The sequence below is a fragment of the Thermincola sp. GK-1 genome, assembly GCF_059412445.1.
The window spans coordinates 1-21,662 of record NZ_JBSQAT010000016.1 but is presented as its reverse complement, the minus strand read 5'-3'; the positions used below and the strand labels follow the sequence as shown (position 1 = coordinate 21,662).

Genomic DNA, 21,662 nt, shown 5'->3' with positions numbered 1-21,662 from the left:
TGTCATGCGACCCGCTTGGAGCCTAATCGGACCGAGACGGAAGGTATATATCGATATCTGAAACCTTTCGGATTTAGTCTGAAAGGTTTTTATATTTCCAATAACCTTGCCGTAAACTCCAAGCCCGTTGCAGTTTTTGCTCTTTTCGCAATTTTCGGAAAAAGGGGGTTTGAAGAGTGAAAAAAGTTGCCGTGGTTGGAGCAGGAAAAGTAGGGACTGCTATGGCGCTTTTGTTACAGGCAAAGGGTTTTGAGATTTGCGGTATTGCCGGTAGAAATCCTACAACGGTTCAGGAGACGGCAAAAAGGTTGGGAACCTGCGGAACATTGGTTCCGGCACAAATTACCAAAATAGCCGACCTTATTTTTATCACTACGCCGGACAGGCTAATAGAAAAGGTTTGTCTCCAGATTCGTCAGGACAACGGTTTTGGGCCCGGTCAGGTTGTGGTACATATGAGCGGGGCTATGCCTGCCGGGGTCCTCGGCCCGGCCAAAGAAGCGGGGGCTTATGTTTTGTCAGTGCATCCACTCCAGTCATTTGCCGATGTGGAGCAGGCTATCAGGAATTTGCCCGGTTCCTTTTTCGCGTTGGAGGGCGACCGGGAAGCTTTGCCGGTGGGGATGGAAATTGTCAAAGCTGTGGGGGGAGAATACTTTCTGCTGGAAACCAAGCATAAGCCAATGTACCATATGGGGGCGGCTGTGGCATCCAACTTTCTGGTAGCAGTGTTACACTGGGCCATAAAAATCTATCAGCAATTGGGTATGACGCAAAAAGAAGCTATTAACGCTTTATGGCCGTTAGTGAACGGCTCGCTAAAAAATATTTCCGCTTTAGGGCCCGTGCAGGCCTTGACTGGCCCAATAGCCAGGGGAGACCTATCTACTCTGAAAAAGCATTTACAGGCTTTGAGTGACTACCAGCCCGAAAACGAGGTATTATATAAAGTTTTGGGTCTATATACGGCCCGTATTGCCAGAGAAAAGGGGTCTATTGACGATACAGTTTATAACCGGATGATTCAACTCTTTAAAGGAGGTATTAATTAATGAGTGGTAAAAAAGTAACAACTTTAACTTTAAAACAGAAAAAACAAAAAGGCGAGAAAATTACAATGTTAACCGCGTACGATTATTCTGCTGCCAAAATATTTGATGAGGTAGGTATTGATGTGCTTCTTGTCGGAGATTCCCTGGGCATGGTGGTATTGGGTTACGAATCGACACTACCCGTAACCATGGAGGACATGTTGCACCATGTTCAGGCAGTTTCCAGGGGTACTACAAATGCCATGGTTGTGGCGGACATGCCCTTTATGTCTTACCATGTTTCCGTGGGTGAAAGCGTACGGAATGCCGGTCGGTTTTTGCAGGAAGCCGGAGCAAATGCGGTCAAGCTTGAGGGTGGCAGAGAAGTTACCGATACCGTGAAAGCAATTATTGCAGCAGGCATACCTGTAATGGGCCACTTAGGTCTTACGCCGCAGTCAATTAACCAATTAGGCGGTTACCGGGTGCAGGGAAAGGACGAGGCCGCTGCCAGAGCGATAATCAACAATGCTTTGGCATTACAGGATGCCGGAGTGTTTGCCATTGTTCTCGAGTGTGTGCCTGCTCCCGTGGCCAAAATGGTTACTGAGCGGCTGGATATACCGACCATTGGGATTGGTGCAGGTAAAGATTGTGACGGGCAGGTTTTAGTCAGCCATGATATACTTGGCCTGTATTCTGATTTGGTGCCCAAAATGGCTAAACAGTATGCTTCTTTAAAACCTATTATTGTTGACGCGGTGGCCAGATACAAAAAGGAAGTAGAAACGGGAGTATTCCCGGCCGAAGAACATAGTTTCCAGATGGCAGCGGAAGAATTAAATAAATTATCGTAGAGGAGTTCAACATGCGGTTGCTGAAAACGATTGAAGAGGCGAAGGCTTATATTAAAGAGGTTAAAACCGCCGGAAGATCGGTGGGTTTTGTGCCGACTATGGGATACCTGCATGAGGGGCACCTGCAACTGATGAAGGTCGCCAGACGGGAATGTGACACGGTGATAATCAGTATTTTTGTAAACCCTATCCAATTTGGTGTGAATGAAGATTATGATAAATACCCAAGGGACCTTACAAGGGATTGTGAACTGGCCGCGTCGGTTGGCGTTGATGCTGTTTTTGCTCCTACTGCGGCAGAAATGTATCCTTCCGGGTACGCTACTTTTCTAGAGGTAGAAGGCCTGACGGAAAAACTCTGTGGCTTATCCCGACCGGGCCATTTTCGCGGAGTTACCACCGTAGTTACTAAATTATTTAACATTGTTCAGCCGGATATTGCTTATTTTGGACAAAAAGATGCCCAGCAGGTTCTGGTAATCAAAAAGATGGTTGCTGACCTGAACATGAATCTGACTGTTAAAACGGTAGAGACGGTGCGTGAAGCAGACGGGTTGGCCATGAGCTCGCGCAATACGTACCTGAATAAAGAGGAACGCCAGGCTGCTCTGGTATTGTATAAAAGCTTGCAGAAGGCCAGGGACATGATTCGGGCGGGAGAGAGACAAAAATCCAGGGTTATAGCGGCGATGGAGGCGCTGATTAAAGCTGAGCCTTTGGCCAGGATAGACTATGTGGATATCTTGAGTATTCCGGACTTGCGTGATATTGAGGAATTAACGGGTGAGATACTGATTGCTCTGGCTGTCTATATCGGAAATACCCGGCTGATTGACAACTTTATGCTGGAGGTGTAAGCGATGTTTCGGATGATGATGAAATCCAAGCTCCATCGGGCCACTGTAACAGAAGCCAATTTAAATTATATTGGCAGTATCACCATTGATAAGGACTTGATGGAGAACGCAGATATTCTCCCCAATGAAAAAGTGCAGGTGGTAAATAATAATAATGGAGCCCGGTTTGAAACTTATGTAATTGAAGGTCCTCGCAAATCAGGGGTTATCTGCCTGAACGGGGCGGCGGCAAGGTTAGTTCAGCCGGGGGACAAGGTTATCATTATTTCGTACGCTTTGCTGGAGGACAAAGAAGCCAGGAGTTATCGGCCCAAAATTATTTTTTTGGATGATAACAACCGGGTTAATGAGATTCATAACTGTGAAGAAGCAGGCAGGATTGGTTAGAATCTATTGACAAGTTTATTTAAATATAGATAGAATGAGGATAACCCGGTAAAGTTACAGGAAAATAAGGAGCTGATTCAAGTGGATATGTCACAGTATGTTCAAAAGTTGTCACAGGAAATTTTAGAATTGAAAGAAAAAAAGAATGCTGTAATTTTGGCCCACCTTTATCAAAGGCCGGAAGTTCAGGATATAGCCGACTTTGTGGGTGATTCCCTGGGGTTGGCTCAGCAGGCGGCCGGGACCAATGCTGATATTATTGTCTTTTGCGGTGTTCATTTTATGGCAGAAAGCGCTTATATCCTATCGCCTGATAAAACGGTTCTGCTGCCCGACCCCAATGCCGGATGCCCAATGGCGGATATGGTCACGGCTGAGGCATTGCGCAAGAAGAAAGAGGAGCACCCGGATGCTGTTGTAGTATGCTATGTGAATTCCTCTGCCGAGGTCAAAGCAGAAAGCGATATTTGCTGTACTTCAGCCAATGCCGTGAAGGTTGTCCAATCTGTTCCCGCAGATAAGCCCATATTGTTTGTGCCTGACCGCAACTTAGGTCATTATGTCGGGTTAAAGGCCAACCGGAAGGTAATTTTATGGGAAGGTTACTGCAATACGCATGACCGTTTAACTGAGGCAGATATTGAAAAAGCCAAGCAAGAACACCCGGCAGCAGAAGTACTTGTGCATCCCGAGTGTAAGCCGGAAGTGGTGGCCAAGGCTGATGGGGTTTTCAGTACTTCAGGGATGATTAAATATGCTAAAGAAAATCCTCAGGAAGAGTTTATCATTGCTACGGAAATTGGAATTATGCATCAACTGCGCAAAGAATGCCCGGATAAAAAGTTTTATTTAGCTTCCGAGAAACTGATTTGCCCTAATATGAAACTGACCAGCTTGCAAAAAGTGAAATGGGCTTTGGAGACGGAAATACCCAGGATTACTGTTGATGAAGAGATTAGAACGAAAGCCATTCGCGCGTTGGACAGGATGTTGGAAATAAAATAATCAGCGCTAAAGTTGGGAGGAAATAATTTTGATTCCCAGGTATATTGTAAATTTTGATTCGCGGGAACTTCCCTGCCAATTTACGGAATGCCTTGTGATTGGCAGCGGTATTGCCGGACTGTATACTGCCATCAGGGCCAGTAAAAAAATGGCTGTTACAGTCGTAACGAAAAAAAAGCGCGGGGACAGCAACACGGAATTAGCTCAGGGCGGTATAGCCGCGGCCATTCATGATGCTGATTCTCCCGCATTGCATAGAATGGATACCCTGGAAGCCGGAGCAGGGTTATGCAACGAAGAAGCCGTAGAAATTCTGGTTACTGAAGGCCCTGACCGGGTCCGTGAATTAATTGAAATGGGGGCTAACTTCGACAGGCACGGGAAAGAACTGGCCTTTACCAGGGAAGCAGCCCATAGCCGCAGGCGAATTTTACATGCCGGTGACTCCACAGGTGAAGAAATTCAACGCACCCTGAACAGAAAAGCAGAGGAAAACACCAGGATAACGCTGTTAGAAGACCATAGCGTCATTGACCTGATCACTGTTGGCGGGGAATGTCTTGGCGCTTTGGTTTGGAGTGAAAAAGAGGAATCTCTTGAAATCATATATGCCCGGGCGGTAGTTTTGGCTACCGGTGGGGCCGGCCAAATTTTTAAACATACCACCAACCCGGAAGTGGCCACGGGAGACGGTGTTTCTATCGCTTATCGGGCGGGAGCCGTAGTGACGGATATGGAATTTATCCAGTTTCACCCCACGGCCCTTTTATTGCCGGGTGCTCCCCGATTTTTAATATCAGAAGCGGTACGAGGCGAAGGAGCCATACTTAGGAATATCCATGGCGAAAGGTTTATGCCTAATTATCACCCTAACGCTGAACTCGCGTCCAGGGATATAGTTGCCCGAGCTATTACCAGTGAAATGGTGCGGACCGGCAGCAACAACGTATTTCTTGATCTATCCCCGATAGACGCGGAAAAAGTGAAGAAACGTTTCCCGAATATTGCAAAAACCTGCGGGTTATATGGCATAGATATTGCCCGGGAAATGATTCCCGTTGCCCCTGCCGCCCATTACATGATGGGTGGGGTGAAAACCAACCTGAATGGCGAGACTAATATCCACGGGCTGTATGCCTGCGGGGAAGTTGCCTGCGAGGGGGTTCACGGCGCTAACCGGCTGGCCAGCAATTCATTACTGGACGGTTTGGTTTTTGGTGCCCGGATTGCTGAGCATATAATTCGCGTTTTAAATAAGCCTATACCTAATAAGGTCGACGTGGTTTTTGACCGGCTTAAGCCGGGGGATGTAACAATAGATTACGAATGGCTGCGCCAACAAATCAGGGAAGTAATGTGGGACAACGTCGGGATCATCAGGAACGAAAGTGGTCTGAGGCAGGCGTTAGATTGGTTTGAAAAAAGTGAACACATACTGGAGCAGCAGATTAAAGACATTTGCTATGTACCTGTTGTCAACATGCTCGTTTTAGGCAAACTGATTGCCAATGCAGCTTTACAGCGAAAGGAGAGCAGGGGAGGCCATTTTCGCGAAGATTATCCCTGCCCTGACGATGAACATTGGAAGCGGCATATTGACCTTTGCAAAGAAGATTTATAGCCAAAGAAGGGGTATTTTTATGGAGCTCAATACTTTTATTGTTGACGAGATAATTCGCCGGGCTCTGCAAGAGGATATAGGAACGGGAGATATTACAACAGATGCTATTGTCCCCCGGGACCATTTCACGAAAGCCTTTATTCATACTAAGGAAGACGGTGTTTTGGCCGGCATTTTTATAGCGGAGCGGGTTTTTTCCTTGCTAAGCGGCGAAGTAGACTTCAAAAGGATAAAACAGGATGGAGACATTTTGCAAGCCGGAGATATACTGGCAGAATTATATGGCCCGGCCAGAGTTATTTTAACCGGGGAAAGAGTGGCGTTAAATTTCCTACAGCGGATGTCAGGGATTGCCACCAAGACCAGGAGAATAGCCGATCTTTTGTCTGATTTCGGGACCGCAGTTGTTGATACGCGGAAAACCACCCCTGGCATTAGGGCGCTGGAAAAGTACGCGGTATATATCGGGGGTGGAAAAAATCACCGTTTTGGGCTATATGACGGTGTACTGATAAAAGACAACCACATAAAAGTTGCCGGAGGAATCAAAAAAGCGGTGGAGATGGCTCGCGCCTACGCCCCTCATACAATAAAAATTGAAGTGGAAGTAGAAACCCTTGCAGGTGTTAAAGAGGCTCTGGAAGCCGGCGCCGATATTATTATGTTGGATAATATGGATATTGAAACGGTCAAGCAAGCTCTGGTTATGATTAACGGGCAAGCCCTGGTGGAAGTATCGGGCGGTTTGTCTGAAGATAAGGTTCCGAAACTGGCTGAGCTGGGGGTAGATATTATTTCCATGGGCGCCCTGACTCATTCGGTTAAAGCCCTGGACATCAGTTTGGATGTCGGCGGGATAAAAACCAGAAAATAGAAAGAACGGGAACTTTTTTACCTGGAGATGAAAATGAGTTAAAAACATGTATACAGTATAAATGTCAACCTATAGTTATGTTTGGGTTGACATTTGCTTTTTTAGGGGATAAAATGGTAACGTCAAGTTTTTGCCGAAATGGGTGAAACCATGAAGGACGCAATTTTAAACCTGCTGAAAAAAAGCGAGTGTAGTTTTTTATCAGGCGAGGAGATCAGTAGCCGGCTGCAGGTATCCCGGACAGCCGTATGGAAACACATTCAGGCATTGCGGGAGGATGGTTATACTATTGAATCAAGGTCCAAAGTGGGCTACCGTTTGGTTACAGTGCCTGACAGGTTATATCCCGGCGAAATAACAGTCGGGTTAAAGACCCGGGTCATCGGCAGCAGGATTGTTTATTTCGATACTATTGGCTCCACCAACGATAAAGGCAAAGAGTTGGCTGCCAACGGGGCGCCGGAAGGTTTGGTTATAGTGGCCGAGGAACAGACCGCCGGCAGAGGTCGTCTTGGTAGGGCCTGGAGTTCTCCAAAAGGACGGGGTATATGGATGTCCGTTATCCTACGGCCTGAAATTAATCCTATGGATGCACCCAAACTTACTCTGTTAACGGCTGTGGCTTTGGCCAGAACATTTGATTCCTATCCGGGCATTCAACCAGGCATTAAATGGCCCAATGATGTGTTTATAAAAGGAAAAAAAATAGCCGGGGTACTCACGGAGATGAATGCTGAGCTGGAACGCATTAACTACGTTGTTGTGGGAATTGGGGTAAATGTCAACACTTCCAGGGATGAGTTGCCTCCTGAAATTCAAAACATCGCCACATCCCTGTACATAGAAACGGGTAAATCATGGAGCAGGAAAGACTTTTTAACTAAGCTCCTGGAGGAATTGGAAGTGTTATACCTGTCTTTTAAAATGGGAGAATATGCTGCAGTGGTGGAAGAATGGAAAAAGTATTCCGTTACTTTAAATAAAAAAATAAAAGTGACCTCCCCCGGAGTTGCTTTGGAAGGAACTGCTGTGGACCTTGATGATGACGGAGCATTGATAGTAAGAACCCGGGATGGGTCCCTGAAAAGGGTTGTGGCGGGGGAAATAACATTTGATTCTAGGTAAGGTTTTTTTGTCAATTAAATGTTAACCATATGATGTACCAAGGTTAACAAACTATATGCTAAGTATAAGGAGGAATCAAGAAATGCGGCTAACAATTCGTGACATGGCTTTTGTTTCTCTGTTTACCGCTTTGGCCGTTTCAGCGGCTTTGGTACTGCGGTTCGGTGGAGAGGCAGTGGTACCCTTTAGTCTGCTACCTTTAGTTGTGATGCTTGCCGGTTCGTTGCTGGGGGCCCGGTTGGGCGCATTAAGTATGATAGTTTATATTCTGTTGGGATTGGTGGGGGTCCCTGTTTTTGCGAAACCGCCTTATGGTGGGCTAACTTATATTTTACAGCCTTCCTTCGGTTTTTTACCTGGTTTTGTTGTTGCAGCATATGTTATAGGCCGAATCCTGGAACGGAAGGAACAAAAATCATTTTTGTCCTATTTTTTGGCTTCTGTTGTAGGGATAGTAGTAATATACATAATAGGTATACCTTATTTATATATAATCCTTAATTTCTACCTGGGGAAGGCCGTTTCTGTTATGCAGGCTTTAAAAATAGGTTTTTTGCCCTTTATATTGTTTGATTTAGCCAAAGCTGTTGTGACTGCCTTAATAGCACGCCCGGTTGCCGAACAGGTACGTACGGCCCGCATTTCCAGAAGCTGATTCATAGAAAACCCTCTATCTCAAAGCCTTTTGAAAGATAGAGGGTTTTGCTATACTTCATTTACTATATTTATATCTCTGCCATTCCTGGGTTACTACGTCAAGAAGGCTGTTTTTATCCAGTTCGTCGACGATATACAGGTTGCCCTTGCCGATTTTGGCAAGTTCCTTCAAGAAAGATTCGTTCGGCAGCACACCAATGCAAACCAGGCGAATCTTATTTTCGGCGATCATTTCCGCTGCTTTTAAAGCATCAGCCTGGGCATCGGTAGTCCAAAGCGGGTAATTGGGAATGCCATCGGTGATTAACACCAGCAGAGGGTTCCTGGCCCGTTTTTTCTTGATCAGTTCTACTGTTTCCAGAATACCTTTGGCTAGGGGAGTCATACCTTCGGGTTGGATAGACCGCAAACCCTCTACTAGTTTTTGGTAACTTTTGGTAAAAGGGATGACTACCTTCGAACTTGTTTCCTGAAAGGTTACCACGCTAACTTTTTCCCTGGAAGTCAGGAGAAAATGCTGGGCCAGGTAAGATACAGCCCTTATTTTTTCGCCAACCATACTGCCGCTGCAGTCTATGGCCAGGCAGGTATCAATGGGAGCAAAAGATTTTCGCCCATACTGCCTGATGTCTTCTCGTTTAATGGACATATGTCTCTGTCCTTGCAGAAAACTGCGGGCAGTGGCTGCTACTACTGTTTCCGGAATGGCCAGTTCGCCCAGCCAGGCGTGGCTGTCTAAGCCGACAACTCTTCTTTCGTCGGTTAGCTGGCTTTTACGGGATTTGAGTTCCGAGTTATGATAAGTTTGGTAGTTGTGGCGAACAATCTGGTACTTTCTGATGGATTTCCTGACCTGGGCTTCCAGTTCTTTTTGATGATATTTTATGAATTCCAGGAGTTCTTTTCCTTCGTCAGTAAGGGTATGGGTGAATCTGCCTTTTTTGACAAGGTTATGGTTGCACAAGTCCAGGAGGGTTTGTTTTAAATCGCCGTCCCCGTGCTTTTTGGCGAAGGAACCAAGGAAAATATTCCCGGTAGCAGTCAGGGACTCCAAAAAGTTTTTCGCTTCTTCAATGGTGCCGAAAGCAGAGGCGAGGTCCAGGATAATTTGCAGCCTGTTTTGTTGTGCTATATGGGCCTTTGCTTCCGGCGAGTTAAAACCCGGTAAGCTTACCCCTACGCCCGTTCCTTTTTCGGTGACAATTTCTTTTTCACAGTGGTCCAGGGCTTCCACCCGGCGAATTTCAAAGCCTTGGTTGATAATGGCTGCTTCAATGGCATCTACCATAAATATAAGGCTGTCGTAATATTTACATTCTAATTCCGCAAGCACGTGGACGTGGTTTTGAATTATATTTTTTGAGGTCGAGATTTCCCCTTTTCTGCTGGCCAGTTGGAAAACAGTGCCTTGGCCGCCGGCAGTCTTGACGTGGATTTTTTCGGAAAGTTCTTTGACGATTTGCCTGCATTCATCTTTGGTTAATTCAGAACGTCTTTCATCCCGCAATTGGTTAAAGTAAGTTTCCAGAGCGCCCCAAATTCTGCGGGCTACATATACGGGGTCAAGGCGGGCCGGTTCATGAAAAACGTCGATGTGCAGGATCTGGTTCGCTTCTTCACGTCCCAGGTAAGTCTGCCCGGCATCCTGGTCGATATATATCTTGATGTGGCCTGGAGTAGCAGGGTGGTTGGAATGAACTTTGTTGCTGACAACTGTTGTTTCACCAAGCCGTACTCCTTTGTTCTGTGAAAAATAATATGATAAATAATGTTCCAGGGTCATTCGTTGATGCCGTTCTCTACTTTCCATTTTCAGACCCCCTTTTATTTAAGATCTTCTTCGGAGTTGAGAAGTTCATCCAGGTTCAGGTCGTGAATCTTCTTGGCCTTATTTAAGGGTGCTGCTTTAATGCCGTCTGATTCTTCGACTTTAGGTCCTTTATCCTTTCTTGAAAAAAGGTTCTTCAATGGAGAAAAAAGGGAGCCCGCTGTGTCCTGGGCTACCTCTTTGTCTCCGTCAGCGTAATTCAGCTCGTTTTCTCTATCAGGCTCTGAAGAAAAAATCTCTGGTTCTTTTTTTTTAACTGAATTGGCAAAAGACATTGGGGGGGCACCATCGTTCGGCCCTTTATCAGCGCTTGAATTCATGATTTTAGTCAGTGTGTCCATATCAACCCTGTGTCTTAAAGCAAGGGGAATCACCTTTACAATATCACTGACCAGGACTTTATCCCGCTGCCGTAAAGCGCAGTGCAGGACAGCGGCGTGTTGAATTGCTTCAATAGCCCGGAAACTTTCCAGGTTATATTTGACATATAACCGGGCGATGTAGTTTCTCAGGTAATCGGGCATTTGCAGGGTTTCATATTTTTTAGCTATCCGTTCCATTTCTTTTTGCAATTTTTCATTGTGCTCAATAGTTTCTTGGGATACCCTGTTTTTTGATAAACGCCGTTGTTCGCTCTGCTGCAGGATTTCTGCTATTGATTCCTGGTTATGGGAACGCCCCATTTCAACTACTAAATCGAACCGGTCGGAAAGCTGCCGGCGAATTTCCTGCAGCGGTCCGGGTTCTTCATCGGGGTTAGAAGCGGCCCATACCGACGCCTGAACCGGGATTTCCACCAGGGGTAAACCTGTTTCTTCAATCTGAACCCGGCCGGGTTTTGTTCCCATCAAGTCCAACAGTACGTCAGTAATTTCCGGTGACGTATCAGCCAACCGGTTAATCTCGTCTATAAATATTATGCCCCGGTGTGCCTGGGGAATAATGCCCGGCAGCAAAGCTGCTTCCGGGTTGGCAGCATTTGTTATTTTCGCCAGGTCAATACTTCCGGCAATAGTACCGATTTTTGCCGAATGGGAAATTTCCAAAAACGGTCTGGGCACAATTTCTGTTCCCAACTGTTCGATTTCCTCTCTGGATAAATGTTTATGATTCGGACAATGCGGTTTTTCCGGGTCACAATTGTAGAGGCAGTTTTTTATGCGCACAATGGGGGGCATAATTTGGCGGGCCGCTCTCATGATAGTAGTCTTGCCGGTTCCCCTTAGGCCTTCGGCATGTATGTGTAAAGGAACTTCCCAAAGTGTCGATATAATGCCCATTTCCACGACTTCAAAAAGAATTGCATTCCCGTCGTGCCTTGTTAGTTGAGTATAAGAGCGCATATGAACACTTCCTTACTTACGCTAATATTTAATATTTTTAAAAAAAATTTACATATTTACATCTTATTATAGCGAAAATTGTTCGCCTAATGCAACTACTAAAATACTGTCAGGGCTAAAAAGGTGGATTATAGGTCCAAAAAGCCAGGTTTCCGGTTGCAATTACTACTTAACTGTTTAGACATGCTATAGTATGATAATTAATATAGGTTTCTTTTTATGTATCTAAATTGTTTTTACGATAGTTTTTGCTTTTTATGGGTAGAAAAAAATAGAAAAATGTACCATGTAATAGCAGGGAATCGGCCGAATTTGTCGAAATTACCTTTTTATTACGAAGGGAGTGAAAGGGTTGAAGGTTGAATTCGTCTCCCCATTTGTTACAGCAACTATTAAGGTTTTGGAGTCGGAATTGGGACGCCCAATTTCTGTGGAAAAGGGGCAATTGTCTATCGAATCGTCTTCTTATACTGGACAGGATGTAACCGTTTTAATCGGCGTCACAGGGCGCGTTCAGGGTATCGTTATGTATGGTATGTCGGAACGAACGGCCAAAAATATTATTTCCGAGATGCTGGGCCAGAGGATTGTTGTTTTTGACGAAATGGGAGAAAGTGCCATTGCCGAGTTAGGCAATGTTATTACAGGTATTGCCAGTGCAGATTTGGAAAAGGCGGGGTATCCATCTACCCTGGCGCCTCCGACAGTGATTACGGGTCGTGGCGTAGTTATTTCCACCATTGATATTAAAAGACTGCAAATTCCTCTGATAACCGATTTCGGTGAAATTGAAATAGGCATTGCCTTGAGAGAGAAAAGATAACCCTTCTACGGGTTATTTTTTTGGCTTATATTATAGTGCTTTTGTTTATGGTATAATTTTAAAAGCTAATTTGTTATTACGGGGTTGTTACCCCGGACCAAAGGAATTGAAGCGTGGTGGTGAATTGGAGATGTTACTGGTATTGGATGTAGGAAACACAAATATTGTGTTGGGGGTATTTGAGGGAGCGAACTTATTAAACAGTTGGCGAATAGCTACCGATAAGCAAAAGACCGTTGATGAGTACGGGGTACAGATCCGCGTATTATTTGATTATTCCGGTGTTAAACCCCAGAAAATTAAAGATGTAATAATATCTTCTGTAGTTCCTCCGGTAACGCCTATCCTGGAGGGAATGGCTAAAAAATATTTTAACGCTAAACCTATGGTAGTGGGACCGGGGATTAAGACTTCCATATCTATTAAATATGACAATCCCAGGGAAGTAGGAGCGGACAGAATTGTTAATGCTGTTGCTGCCAGAGCCCTTTATAAGGGGCCACTGATAGTTGTTGATTTTGGTACGGCTACCACTTTTTGCGCCATATCTGAATCCGGAGAATACCTTGGCGGTGCCATAGCCCCCGGAGTAGGCATTTCCATGGAAGCGTTGTTCACCAGGGCGGCTAAACTTCCCAGGGTGGAATTGATCCGCCCGAAAAATGTTATAGGTAAAAATACTGTTTCCAGTATGCAATCCGGTATTTTTTACGGTTTTGTAGGACAGGTTGACGGTATTATTAAAAGAATCAAGGAAGAGATGGGTGCCGATGCTTATGTGGTGGCAACCGGAGGGTTAGCTGAATTAATTGGCCGTGAATCGCGAATGATAGATGTGGTCAACAAGAATTTAACGCTGGAGGGTCTAAGGATTATTTATGAGCGCAACAAAGGCTAATGTCCCCCCCAATTGCGGGTTTACCATCGGTAACCTGCGTTTGGCCAATCGCGTCGTTTCTGCTCCAATGGCCGGCGTTACTGACAAGGCATACAGGTTAATCGCCGAATTGGCAGGCAGTGGATTAGTATGTACGGAAATGGTTAGCGCTACTGCTCTCCGTTACAACAGTGAACGCACTAAAACGATGCTTGACTTGTCTGGCGAAAAAGGTCCCATAAGTGTGCAAATATTTGGTAATCAACCTGAACTTATGAGTAGAGCAGCAAAATTTGCTGAAACCCAGGGGGCTGCCATCATTGATATAAATATGGGCTGCCCTGCGCCCAAAGTAGTCAAAAATTTTGAAGGTTGTGCGCTGATGAGGGATTTACCGCTGGCACGGGAAATAATGTCGGCGGTGGTGAGGGCAGTCCAAATTCCCGTCACTGTAAAGATGCGTAAAGGGTGGGATGAAGAATCTGTTAATGCCGTTGAGCTTGCTAAGATGGCGCAGGAAACAGGGATTGCGGCGGTGACGGTCCATGGAAGGACCCGAGGGCAGTTTTATTCCGGCAAAGCCGATTGGGATATTATAGCCCGGGTTAAGGAAGCGGTGCAAATACCCGTAATAGGTAACGGCGATATTTTTGAACCGGTTCACGCCCTGGCCATGATGAAACAAACCGGCTGCGATGCTGTTATGATTGGACGGGGCGCTTTAGGAAACCCCTGGCTGTTTTCCAGAACTGTAAAACTGTTAGAAACGGGTGAGATACCACCGGAACCGTCAATAGACGAGCGGCTGGAAATGGCGAAAAAGCACTTGCAATTGGCTGTCGTCTTTAAAGGAGAATACAGGGCTGTGCGCGAAATGCGCAAACATATTGCCTGGTACATCAAGGGACTAAGGGAAGCTGCCAGAGTGAGGGAAAAGGTTAATCAAGCCGTAAGTGTTGAGGAACTGGTCAGATTACTGGACCAATATAAGGAATCTGCAAAACCTTGCCAGGAAAACAAATAGCCGCTGTGGAGGAAAAACAATCGTTGCTCCAAGGTTACGGGCGGAAACGATTTACCACAGAGAAGTCATTACTTGAAATGTTTTCTTTTGGTTGCTCTGTGGTCCAGAAAATACCACAGAGAGCTCAGAGAACACAGAGAAAAAATTGAACGAAAAAATTACTAAGAAGCTAATTAAAATTTCATTGTTAGATAAGCTTTTCAAGCCTTCACTGTCGTTAACACTGTCTATCCGCCCTTCACCAGGTCGCAACTTGTTGTTTTACTTTCACAGCGGCAGTTTCTTTTTCTTGGCACCGCGCCCTTCGCCATCTTCAAACATGCGGGAGCCCCCTGCCTTCCAGTCTGCGGTTTTGCGGGCGCAGTCGTAACCTCCCTTTTTCCTATTACTTTGGGGATAGGTGTTTAACCTATCCCTTTAGTGTTCGTCCGGCATGTCTGCTGAGCCGATGGGTTGAAAGAAACCCTGTCACCTAACCAGCGGGAAGACAACCTGTAGGCAAGGGCGTCACCGGCCAACGGTGGGGTCTGAAGGAAGCCGAAGGGGGAATCTGGAACATAGCGCAAGCGAACCGAGGTTGGCTCGTCAGGTGGGTAACCTTGCACTGAGTGGGAAAGCCCAAAAGCTGGATAACCTGGGGAGTTAGGACGGATGGGTTCAGATTCAGGCAGGCAGGCTTAACCGGAGAAGCCCGGCACCATCCCCATAGAGGGTAAGCCCAAACAAGTGGAGACACAAGGGCGGGACGAAGTGGTGTGGGGTGGCAGATGAGTCCGTAGTAGTGATAAACTCCCGGCCCATGAAAGCTGGTAACAGACTGGAGGAGAAAACCGGGAGGACACTGCACCTGGTTGCAGTGGGGCGCAGTTAGCCAAAAGCAGCTGCGACTGCGAAGGGACGAAGGTAAATCAAGGTATGTAACTGAGGGACCGAGTGATGGGAAGAGAAGACAGCTGCGGCTGGAATGCCAAAGGGAACGGCTAACCGGGGGTGACGAGCCTGCTGGGAAGTACGTCCGCTCAGTCGGAGTACTGCGGAGGGAAGGGTAAGATTGCCATAGAGCTAGAGACGCCCGGAAAACGCAGGAAGGGACCGGCGCGAAATCACAAAGAACCGAAGGAGCATAGCGAAATGGGTGACGTGATGAAGAAATGGTATAGCCTGATAGACAAGGTATATCGGATGGATAACCTGGAGAGAGCATATAAAGCCGTCAAAGCCAACAATGGGGCTCCCGGAGTAGACGGGGTGACCGTGGAGGTCTTCGGCCAAAATCTGCAGGAAGAATTACGCCAGCTTCATCACGAACTCAGAACCGGCATTTACGAACCGCAACCGGTACTGCGGGTAGAAATCCCAAAAGTGGACGGAAGCAAACGCCCGCTTGGGATACCTACCGTAAGGGACCGGGTAGTCCAGCAAGCACTTCTAAACATCCTGCAACCAATCTTTGAACCGGATTTTCATCCATCAAGCTATGGATACAGGCCGGGGCGCTCCTGCCATCAGGCGGTGGCCAAAGCAGAGATGTTCATAAACAAATACGGATTAAGCCATGTGGTGGATATGGACCTCTCCAAATGCTTTGACCGGTTAAACCATGACCTGATACTGGAAGGAGTCAACCGTAAAGTCAGTGACGGTAGTGTCCTGAAGTTAATCAAGAAGTTTCTGACAGCGGGAGTAATGAAGGACGGCGCCTGGGAGGAAACAGACCTGGGCAGCCCGCAAGGAGGAGTAATATCCCCTCTGTTAACCAATATATATCTGGATAGTTTCGACCAGGAAATGAAGAAACGTGGCATAAGAATGGTACGTTATGCCGACGATATATTGTTGTTTGCAGCAACATACCAGGATGCAAAGAAATACCGGCGCATAGCGACAGACTTCCTGGAAAAAGAACTGAAGCTAACAGTTAACCGGGAGAAGACACACCTTACGGATAACCGCAAGGGCGTGACTTACCTTGGATTTGTTATATACTCCAAAAGTGTAAGCATCAGCCCTAAGAAACTGAAGAACTTCAAGGACAAGATACGGAAAATGACACCCAGAAACCATGGACTGAGCGTAGAAGAAATGGTTGAGAGGATAAACCCTGTGCTAAGAGGATGGGCAAACTACTTTAGAGTAGCGAATTGCCGGGGTGTCTTTGCAGAGCTAATGGGATGGATAAGGCGCAGGTTACGGATGAAGAAGATGAAGGAATGGAAAACCTGGAAACCGTTGCACAAAGCCTTGCGAAGAAGAGGGTACAAAGGTACCTTTGAGAAAATCTCCATGACTACATGGAAGAACTCAGCCAGCCCGTTGATAAGCATGGCTCTGCCTAACAAGTGGTTTGACGAACTGGGTCTAATAAACCTGGAGAAATATAATGTCGGCATTTTGCATCACTACCGACCGTAGTGACCGAGATTTACCAGGAGCCGTATACGAGGCCCGTACGTACGGTTCTGTGAGAAGGATAAAGCCGAAGCAAATTACTTCGGCTTTACCTTACTCGATTTTATGAAAAGGGATTGCTTTTTCAGACAGCCACCCGTGTTGAACAGTTAAAATTTCCTGAAAATGGGTAAACTATGCTCTAGATTGGAAATCAGGTTTAATTTTCAGGAGGCTTGGAGCATGAAAACTGTATTAAGTGTAAGTTTGGGTTCTTCTAAGAGAAATCATTGTGTGGAAACAAGTTTTTTGGGAGTGCCGTTCCGAATCGAACGAATCGGGACAGATGGTGATTTAAACAAGGCGATGCAGATTGTCAGAGAACTGGATGGCCAAGTTGATGCTTTTGGGCTTGGCGGCATAGATTTATATCTGTATGCCGGCGACCGGCGATATATCATCAGGGATGCTTATAAGATAGCCAGGCAGGCTAAAATGTCTCCTGTAGTAGACGGGAGCGGTTTGAAAAATACCCTGGAGAGGAATGTGATAACATTTTTGCAAAAAAACCACGGGCTTGACTTAAGGGGAAAGCCGGTGTTAATGGTCTGCGGCGTAGACCGTTTTGGTATGGCGCAGTCTTTTGTCGATGCCGGGGCAATCGTTACTTTTGGGGATTTGGTTTTTGGGCTCGGTTTACCCATCCCGTTAAAATCTTTAAAATCTCTGGAGCGAACGGCAAAGGTGGTAGCGCCGGTAGTGTGTCGTCTGCCCTTTAAATTTATTTATCCCACCGGAAAAAAACAGGAGAAGAACAGTTCACGTCACCGTTACCTTTATTACAAAGCTGACATTATAGCCGGTGACTATCATTATATAAAAAAATACATGCCAGAAGAAATGCTGAATAAAATAGTTATTACAAACACAGTAACAAAAGATGATGTGGAAGATTTAAAAAGGAGGGGCGTAAAAGTACTGGTTACTACCACCCCGGAATTGAACGGCCGTTCTTTTGGTACCAATGTTATGGAAGGAGTTTTATTGGCGCTGGCAGGAAAGCGACCGGAAAATATGACAGAAGATGAATACAGCGATTTATTAGCCCAAACAGGATTCGGGCCGCGGGTTGAATATCTCAATTAGCCCTTAGACCAGGAGATTTTTTATGAAAAAAAGAGTTGTTTTCCTAAAACAATTTGAAATTAATGACTGGGTGCAGTACTTTTCATTTTTAAAGTTGGCGCCCACGCCTTTGCGTAAAAAAATCGTCTCTTACATGCCCTGTCTTACAATAGCAGAAATAGAGCTAAAAACAGCGGATAATTTGGTGGAAGGATATATTTTAGCTTATCCTACGCAGAGAATACCGTATAATCTGGATAAAAGAATTAAAATGATTAATCCTGATGTAATTATTACCGGAACGGAGGCATCTCCGGCTTTAGCGGAAAAGTTAGGACCGGGAAAATTGCTTAATGGTTTTTCGGGGCAGCAGCTCAAAATACTATTACTGAATAAGGCTTTTAAAGAATTAATTCAAGTGGCATGGAAGGAAGCAGACCACCCGAAAATTATGATCTGGGGCGCTGATAAAGAGACGGGAGCCAGACTGGCGCGTATTTTAGCGGCGGAGTGGAAAAAAATTATTATAGCCGGGGAGGATTGGGGAAACTTAAACCATTTGGCTCATTCTATTTTATATGAAACGGGGACGGCAGTAAAAATTATGCAAAAGCCATATATTAATTGGAGGCTGGCTGATGTCGTAATTTCAATGGACATCGGCATTGATGAACTCAATGGATGCATACCCATCCGCATTGATGCTTCTTTGTTGGAAGGACCAAAAATTAAAATAAATACTGCCAGAAAGAATTTTAGATTTGTTTGGGATTTTTATTTGGCGGAGGGAATACTCCATGCTTTGGCAGATATACGTGGTCAGGATATATGGCATGATTATAAAGTAATGGTGCAGGAAATTGGCAAAATAGGTTTTAACATGGGCCTAACGGGGCTTTTTGAAAATGCTTTAGGCCCATCCTTGACAAAAAGTAGCAATATCTTTATAATAGTTGCATGAGACGGAAGAGCATGATATATAATGCCTTTTTATCACAAAGGACAGTGTAAAAAGAGCAGTATAAATTGAAATTTGATACGAAATATACATACAGTGATTTACTTAAGTTTGCGCTTTGGGCGATAACAGTTTTGGTAGCCGGATTTTTGCATTATACTGAAGTGTCAAGATTGGTCTTGACACTATTTTTACTATTCCAAGAAGCCTTTTTGGCTATCCTGAATGTGAATGATAGTTCATTATTCTGCATATACTTGATTGGCAAAAGTATAGTTAAAAAATATAAAGGGGAGCGAAGTAATGGTGGAAAAGGAAGTTATACTTACCCTGGACGGGTTGAAAAAACTAGAGCATGAATTAGAACAATTAAAAACGGTCAAGAGACGGGAAGTTGCCGAAAGGATAAAACAAGCCATTGAATTCGGCGATATTTCCGAGAACTCAGAGTATGAGGATGCCAAAAACGAGCAGGCTTTTATAGAAGGCCGCATATTAACGCTGGAGAAAATGCTGCGCAACGCCAGGGTAATCGATGAAGGAGATGTCCACACTGATGTGGTTTCTATTGGTTCCACCGTACTGTTAAAAGATTTGGAATTTGGTGATGAAATAGCATATACAATAGTGGGTTCGGCAGAAGCAGACCCTTCCGCCAATAAAATCTCTAACGAATCGCCTGTTGGGAAAGCCCTATTAGGACAAAAAACAGGTGAAATAATTGAAGTAAACGTACCGGCCGGTACGTTAAAATACCAGATTATGGGAATTAGTAAGTAGCAGAAAACAGTAAATTCTTAAAAAAGGCTTGGGCAGAGCAATTAGCAACTGCAGCAATAGCCTTTTTAGTATAGTTTGGAGGCTTTAAAAATGAGTCGGGATTTAGAAACAAATGAACTGTTCCAAGTACGCCTTAATAAGCTGGACGAGCTTCGCAAGCAGGGAATTGACCCTTTTGGAGAAAAATTTGTGCGTACTCATTTAATTAAAGAAGTTATAGAAAACTTTGACCGGTTGGAGGGTCAAGAAGTGACGCTGGCCGGTCGGTTAATGGCTAAGCGGGGACAGGGGAAAGCCGGGTTTTCTAATATCCAGGATTTAACCGGGCGGATCCAGCTTTATACAAGGTTAGATGATTTGGGAGAAGAAGAATTCAAAAGGTTTAGCCATTTGGACATTGGTGATATTATTGGCGTTACAGGAAGAGTGTTTAAAACTCAAAAAGGCGAAATTAGTATTTGGGTTAAGTCTTATAAGTTGTTATGTAAGTCTTTAAGGCCGTTACCTGAAAAATGGCATGGGCTTAAAGATGTTGAATTAAGATACCGTCAACGGTATATTGACCTGATTGTGAATCCAGAGGTAAAAGAAGTCTTTGTGACAAGAAGTAAAATAATCAGGGCTATTCGCAACTACTTGGACAAGCTGGGTTTTCTGGAAGTAGAAACACCGATGATGCACCCCATTGCCGGTGGCGCCACTGCCAGACCATTTATTACCCATCATAATGCCCTCGATATGGATCTATATCTCCGGATTGCTCCGGAATTATATCTGAAACGATTAATTGTTGGCGGTCTGGAAAAGGTATATGAAATAAACAGAAACTTCAGAAATGAAGGAATCTCAACCAAGCACAACCCTGAATTTACTATGCTGGAGCTTTATGAAGCTTATGCCGATTACGAGGATATGATGGTCTTGACGGAAAACCTTGTTTCAACGGTTGCTAAAGAAGTCCTGGGAACTGATAAAATCGTTTACCAGGGTACAGAAATCGATTTGGCGGCACCATGGCGCAGAGTGCCTATGCTGGAGGCAATAAAAGAGGAAACCGGCGTAGATTTTTCTGTTATAAATACCGATGCAGAAGCTATTGAAGCAGCTCAAAAGCTGGGGATTAAATTAGAAGAAGGGGTAAGCAAAGGAACCGTTATTAATGAGGTGTTTGAGACATTTGTGGAGCCCAAATTGGTTCAACCCACGTTTGTTATTGATTATCCTATAGAAATTTCACCTCTTGCCAAAAGGAAAAAGGACAACCCTGCTTATACATACAGATTTGAAGCATTTATATATTCAAGGGAAACGGCTAACGCATTTTCGGAGTTAAATGACCCTATTGACCAGGAAGAAAGGTTCCGGAAACAAGTAGAAAAAAGGGCCAAAGGCGATGATGAGGCCCATATGATGGACGAGGATTATATTAATGCTCTGCAAATTGGTTTACCGCCAACCGGCGGTTTAGGTATCGGGATTGACCGGTTAGTTATGCTGCTTACCGATTCAGCGTCAATTCGCGATGTACTGTTATTCCCGCTGATGCGTCCCAGGGATTAAAAAAGACTCTTGAAAAAGAGTCTTTTTTAGTGGATAAAAAAGTGTAGCCTAGGTGTAAGTTTAGAAAAACTCCCCCTCGCTACGTTATGCGCTTCGCTGCAATCCTGAACGTCGGATATGCCCCCCATTTTGTCGAAACGGCGGGTTTTCAGATACCGCGCGGTTTGGGTAACAAAATGAAAAATTAAAATAAAGTAAATTGCACCGAAATAAAGAATTTAGCAGTAAAAAGAGATTAATTACTCATAAACCCCATTCCTTAAAATATTTCTCGTTTGACGAAAAATAAAGCCCATGGTATATTTGTTATTGTCGTTTGGAATTGCCCGGAAAATATTGCTGAAGCTAGATATTTCGGGCAGTGAAGGCAAATAAATATCTGATGCCGGACTTGACAAGCTAATGGTTTACATGGTAAAATGAAATTCCAGTTTGTGAATATGTTGTTAAATTAATGTTTGCCTCCAAAAACTACCGGTTGACGAAAAGCAGCCAGTTATGGTAGTATGGAATTCCGCGGCTGGTTGAGAGCCGGTGCGGGA

The 21,662-nt window shown here is 45.0% G+C and carries 19 protein-coding genes; 17 read left to right on the top strand and 2 right to left on the bottom strand.

All coding sequences use genetic code 11. The features are described from left to right. Positions 1 to 176: 176 nt before the first annotated feature. From ACSNJE_RS13060 to ACSNJE_RS13020, 9 genes are all read left to right on the top strand, one after another. On the top strand, positions 177 to 1,052 hold the full coding sequence (locus ACSNJE_RS13060) for a Rossmann-like and DUF2520 domain-containing protein (RefSeq protein ID WP_474774006.1): 876 nt from the start codon (positions 177 to 179) through the stop codon (positions 1,050 to 1,052). Continuing rightward, positions 1,052 to 1,888 carry a 3-methyl-2-oxobutanoate hydroxymethyltransferase gene (gene panB, locus ACSNJE_RS13055; protein ID WP_495252822.1) on the top strand — a complete coding sequence of 279 codons (837 nt, stop codon included), beginning with the start codon at positions 1,052 to 1,054 and terminating at the stop codon, positions 1,886 to 1,888. Before ACSNJE_RS13060 ends, panB begins: the two co-directional genes overlap by 1 nt. An 11-nt stretch (positions 1,889 to 1,899) precedes the next feature. Next, positions 1,900 to 2,745, top strand: a complete 846-nt coding sequence (gene panC, locus ACSNJE_RS13050; protein ID WP_474774004.1) for a pantoate--beta-alanine ligase — start codon at positions 1,900 to 1,902, stop codon at positions 2,743 to 2,745. Positions 2,746 to 2,748: 3 nt separating this feature from the next. Beyond that, positions 2,749 to 3,132, top strand: coding sequence for an aspartate 1-decarboxylase (gene panD, locus ACSNJE_RS13045; RefSeq protein ID WP_013119132.1), 384 nt, complete (start codon positions 2,749 to 2,751; stop codon positions 3,130 to 3,132). A gap of 87 nt (positions 3,133 to 3,219) precedes the next feature. Next, on the top strand, positions 3,220 to 4,137 hold the full coding sequence (gene nadA, locus ACSNJE_RS13040) for a quinolinate synthase NadA (protein WP_041587874.1): 918 nt from the start codon (positions 3,220 to 3,222) through the stop codon (positions 4,135 to 4,137). A 28-nt stretch (positions 4,138 to 4,165) separates the two neighbouring features. After that, positions 4,166 to 5,758 carry an L-aspartate oxidase gene (gene nadB, locus ACSNJE_RS13035; protein ID WP_052218594.1) on the top strand — a complete coding sequence of 531 codons (1,593 nt, stop codon included), beginning with the start codon at positions 4,166 to 4,168 and terminating at the stop codon, positions 5,756 to 5,758. A 19-nt stretch (positions 5,759 to 5,777) separates the two neighbouring features. Beyond that, positions 5,778 to 6,632: a carboxylating nicotinate-nucleotide diphosphorylase gene (nadC, locus tag ACSNJE_RS13030; RefSeq protein ID WP_495252821.1), complete on the top strand. Its 855-nt coding sequence runs from the start codon at positions 5,778 to 5,780 to the stop codon at positions 6,630 to 6,632. A 150-nt stretch (positions 6,633 to 6,782) separates the two neighbouring features. Next, positions 6,783 to 7,757, top strand: coding sequence for a biotin--[acetyl-CoA-carboxylase] ligase (locus tag ACSNJE_RS13025; RefSeq protein WP_495252820.1), 975 nt, complete (start codon positions 6,783 to 6,785; stop codon positions 7,755 to 7,757). 82 nt (positions 7,758 to 7,839) lie between these two features. Further along, positions 7,840 to 8,412, top strand: a complete 573-nt coding sequence (locus ACSNJE_RS13020; protein ID WP_013119137.1) for a biotin transporter BioY — start codon at positions 7,840 to 7,842, stop codon at positions 8,410 to 8,412. Between the two features lie 57 nt (positions 8,413 to 8,469). Here the strand turns inward: ACSNJE_RS13020 and ACSNJE_RS13015 are convergent, their stop codons facing one another. Both ACSNJE_RS13015 and ACSNJE_RS13010 read right to left on the bottom strand, forming a co-directional pair. Then, positions 8,470 to 10,224, bottom strand: a complete 1,755-nt coding sequence (locus tag ACSNJE_RS13015) for a vWA domain-containing protein (RefSeq protein WP_495252819.1) — start codon at positions 10,222 to 10,224, stop codon at positions 8,470 to 8,472. Positions 10,225 to 10,238: 14 nt separating this feature from the next. Further along, positions 10,239 to 11,585 carry a magnesium chelatase ATPase subunit I gene (locus ACSNJE_RS13010; protein WP_495252818.1) on the bottom strand — a complete coding sequence of 449 codons (1,347 nt, stop codon included), beginning with the start codon at positions 11,583 to 11,585 and terminating at the stop codon, positions 10,239 to 10,241. A gap of 352 nt (positions 11,586 to 11,937) precedes the next feature. Here ACSNJE_RS13010 and ACSNJE_RS13005 point away from each other — a divergent pair, with 352 nt between their 5' ends. The 8 genes from ACSNJE_RS13005 to lysS all read left to right on the top strand — a co-directional run bounded on the left by ACSNJE_RS13005 (position 11,938) and on the right by lysS (position 21,120). Further along, positions 11,938 to 12,408, top strand: a complete 471-nt coding sequence (locus tag ACSNJE_RS13005; RefSeq protein ID WP_013119140.1) for a chemotaxis protein CheX — start codon at positions 11,938 to 11,940, stop codon at positions 12,406 to 12,408. A gap of 130 nt (positions 12,409 to 12,538) precedes the next feature. After that, a complete protein-coding gene (locus ACSNJE_RS13000) occupies positions 12,539 to 13,306 on the top strand; it encodes a type III pantothenate kinase (RefSeq protein ID WP_013119141.1) in 768 nt (255 codons plus the stop codon). After that, complete coding sequence (dusB, locus tag ACSNJE_RS12995) at positions 13,287 to 14,309, top strand: tRNA dihydrouridine synthase DusB (RefSeq protein WP_474660317.1); 1,023 nt, start codon at positions 13,287 to 13,289, stop codon at positions 14,307 to 14,309. The genes ACSNJE_RS13000 and dusB overlap by 20 nt, the downstream gene beginning before the upstream one ends. 1,131 nt (positions 14,310 to 15,440) lie before the next feature. Beyond that, positions 15,441 to 16,721: a group II intron reverse transcriptase/maturase gene (ltrA, locus tag ACSNJE_RS12990; RefSeq protein WP_495252817.1), complete on the top strand. Its 1,281-nt coding sequence runs from the start codon at positions 15,441 to 15,443 to the stop codon at positions 16,719 to 16,721. Positions 16,722 to 16,940: 219 nt separating this feature from the next. Further along, positions 16,941 to 17,843, top strand: a complete 903-nt coding sequence (locus ACSNJE_RS12985; RefSeq protein ID WP_013119143.1) for a DUF8754 domain-containing protein — start codon at positions 16,941 to 16,943, stop codon at positions 17,841 to 17,843. A 22-nt stretch (positions 17,844 to 17,865) separates the two neighbouring features. After that, positions 17,866 to 18,783 (top strand): hypothetical protein, encoded by a 918-nt coding sequence (locus tag ACSNJE_RS12980; RefSeq protein WP_495252816.1) that lies wholly within the window; start codon positions 17,866 to 17,868, stop codon positions 18,781 to 18,783. Between the two features lie 300 nt (positions 18,784 to 19,083). Then, positions 19,084 to 19,560 (top strand): transcription elongation factor GreA, encoded by a 477-nt coding sequence (gene greA / locus ACSNJE_RS12975; protein ID WP_013119145.1) that lies wholly within the window; start codon positions 19,084 to 19,086, stop codon positions 19,558 to 19,560. A gap of 90 nt (positions 19,561 to 19,650) precedes the next feature. Next, entirely contained in the window at positions 19,651 to 21,120 is a 1,470-nt protein-coding gene (gene lysS / locus ACSNJE_RS12970; protein ID WP_474773998.1) for a lysine--tRNA ligase, read from the top strand. Positions 21,121 to 21,662: the final 542 nt, after the last annotated feature.

Excerpts from the sequence above, each read along its gene's own strand:
- ACSNJE_RS13025 (WP_495252820.1), top strand. The coding sequence starts at position 6,783 with ATGAAGGACGCAATTTTAAACCTGCTGAAAAAAAGCGAGTGTAGTTTT.
- panC (WP_474774004.1), top strand. The coding sequence starts at position 1,900 with ATGCGGTTGCTGAAAACGATTGAAGAGGCGAAGGCTTATATTAAAGAG.
- nadC (WP_495252821.1), top strand. The coding sequence starts at position 5,778 with ATGGAGCTCAATACTTTTATTGTTGACGAGATAATTCGCCGGGCTCTG.
- dusB (WP_474660317.1), top strand. The coding sequence starts at position 13,287 with ATGAGCGCAACAAAGGCTAATGTCCCCCCCAATTGCGGGTTTACCATC.
- lysS (WP_474773998.1), top strand. The coding sequence starts at position 19,651 with ATGAGTCGGGATTTAGAAACAAATGAACTGTTCCAAGTACGCCTTAAT.
- ACSNJE_RS13000 (WP_013119141.1), top strand. The coding sequence starts at position 12,539 with ATGTTACTGGTATTGGATGTAGGAAACACAAATATTGTGTTGGGGGTA.
- ACSNJE_RS13020 (WP_013119137.1), top strand. The coding sequence starts at position 7,840 with ATGCGGCTAACAATTCGTGACATGGCTTTTGTTTCTCTGTTTACCGCT.
- ACSNJE_RS13010 (WP_495252818.1), bottom strand. The coding sequence starts at position 11,585 with ATGCGCTCTTATACTCAACTAACAAGGCACGACGGGAATGCAATTCTT.
- ltrA (WP_495252817.1), top strand. The coding sequence starts at position 15,441 with ATGGGTGACGTGATGAAGAAATGGTATAGCCTGATAGACAAGGTATAT.
- ACSNJE_RS12985 (WP_013119143.1), top strand. The coding sequence starts at position 16,941 with ATGAAAACTGTATTAAGTGTAAGTTTGGGTTCTTCTAAGAGAAATCAT.
- panB (WP_495252822.1), top strand. The coding sequence starts at position 1,052 with ATGAGTGGTAAAAAAGTAACAACTTTAACTTTAAAACAGAAAAAACAA.
- nadA (WP_041587874.1), top strand. The coding sequence starts at position 3,220 with ATGTCACAGTATGTTCAAAAGTTGTCACAGGAAATTTTAGAATTGAAA.
- ACSNJE_RS12980 (WP_495252816.1), top strand. The coding sequence starts at position 17,866 with ATGAAAAAAAGAGTTGTTTTCCTAAAACAATTTGAAATTAATGACTGG.
- panD (WP_013119132.1), top strand. The coding sequence starts at position 2,749 with ATGTTTCGGATGATGATGAAATCCAAGCTCCATCGGGCCACTGTAACA.
- ACSNJE_RS13015 (WP_495252819.1), bottom strand. The coding sequence starts at position 10,224 with ATGGAAAGTAGAGAACGGCATCAACGAATGACCCTGGAACATTATTTA.
- greA (WP_013119145.1), top strand. The coding sequence starts at position 19,084 with ATGGTGGAAAAGGAAGTTATACTTACCCTGGACGGGTTGAAAAAACTA.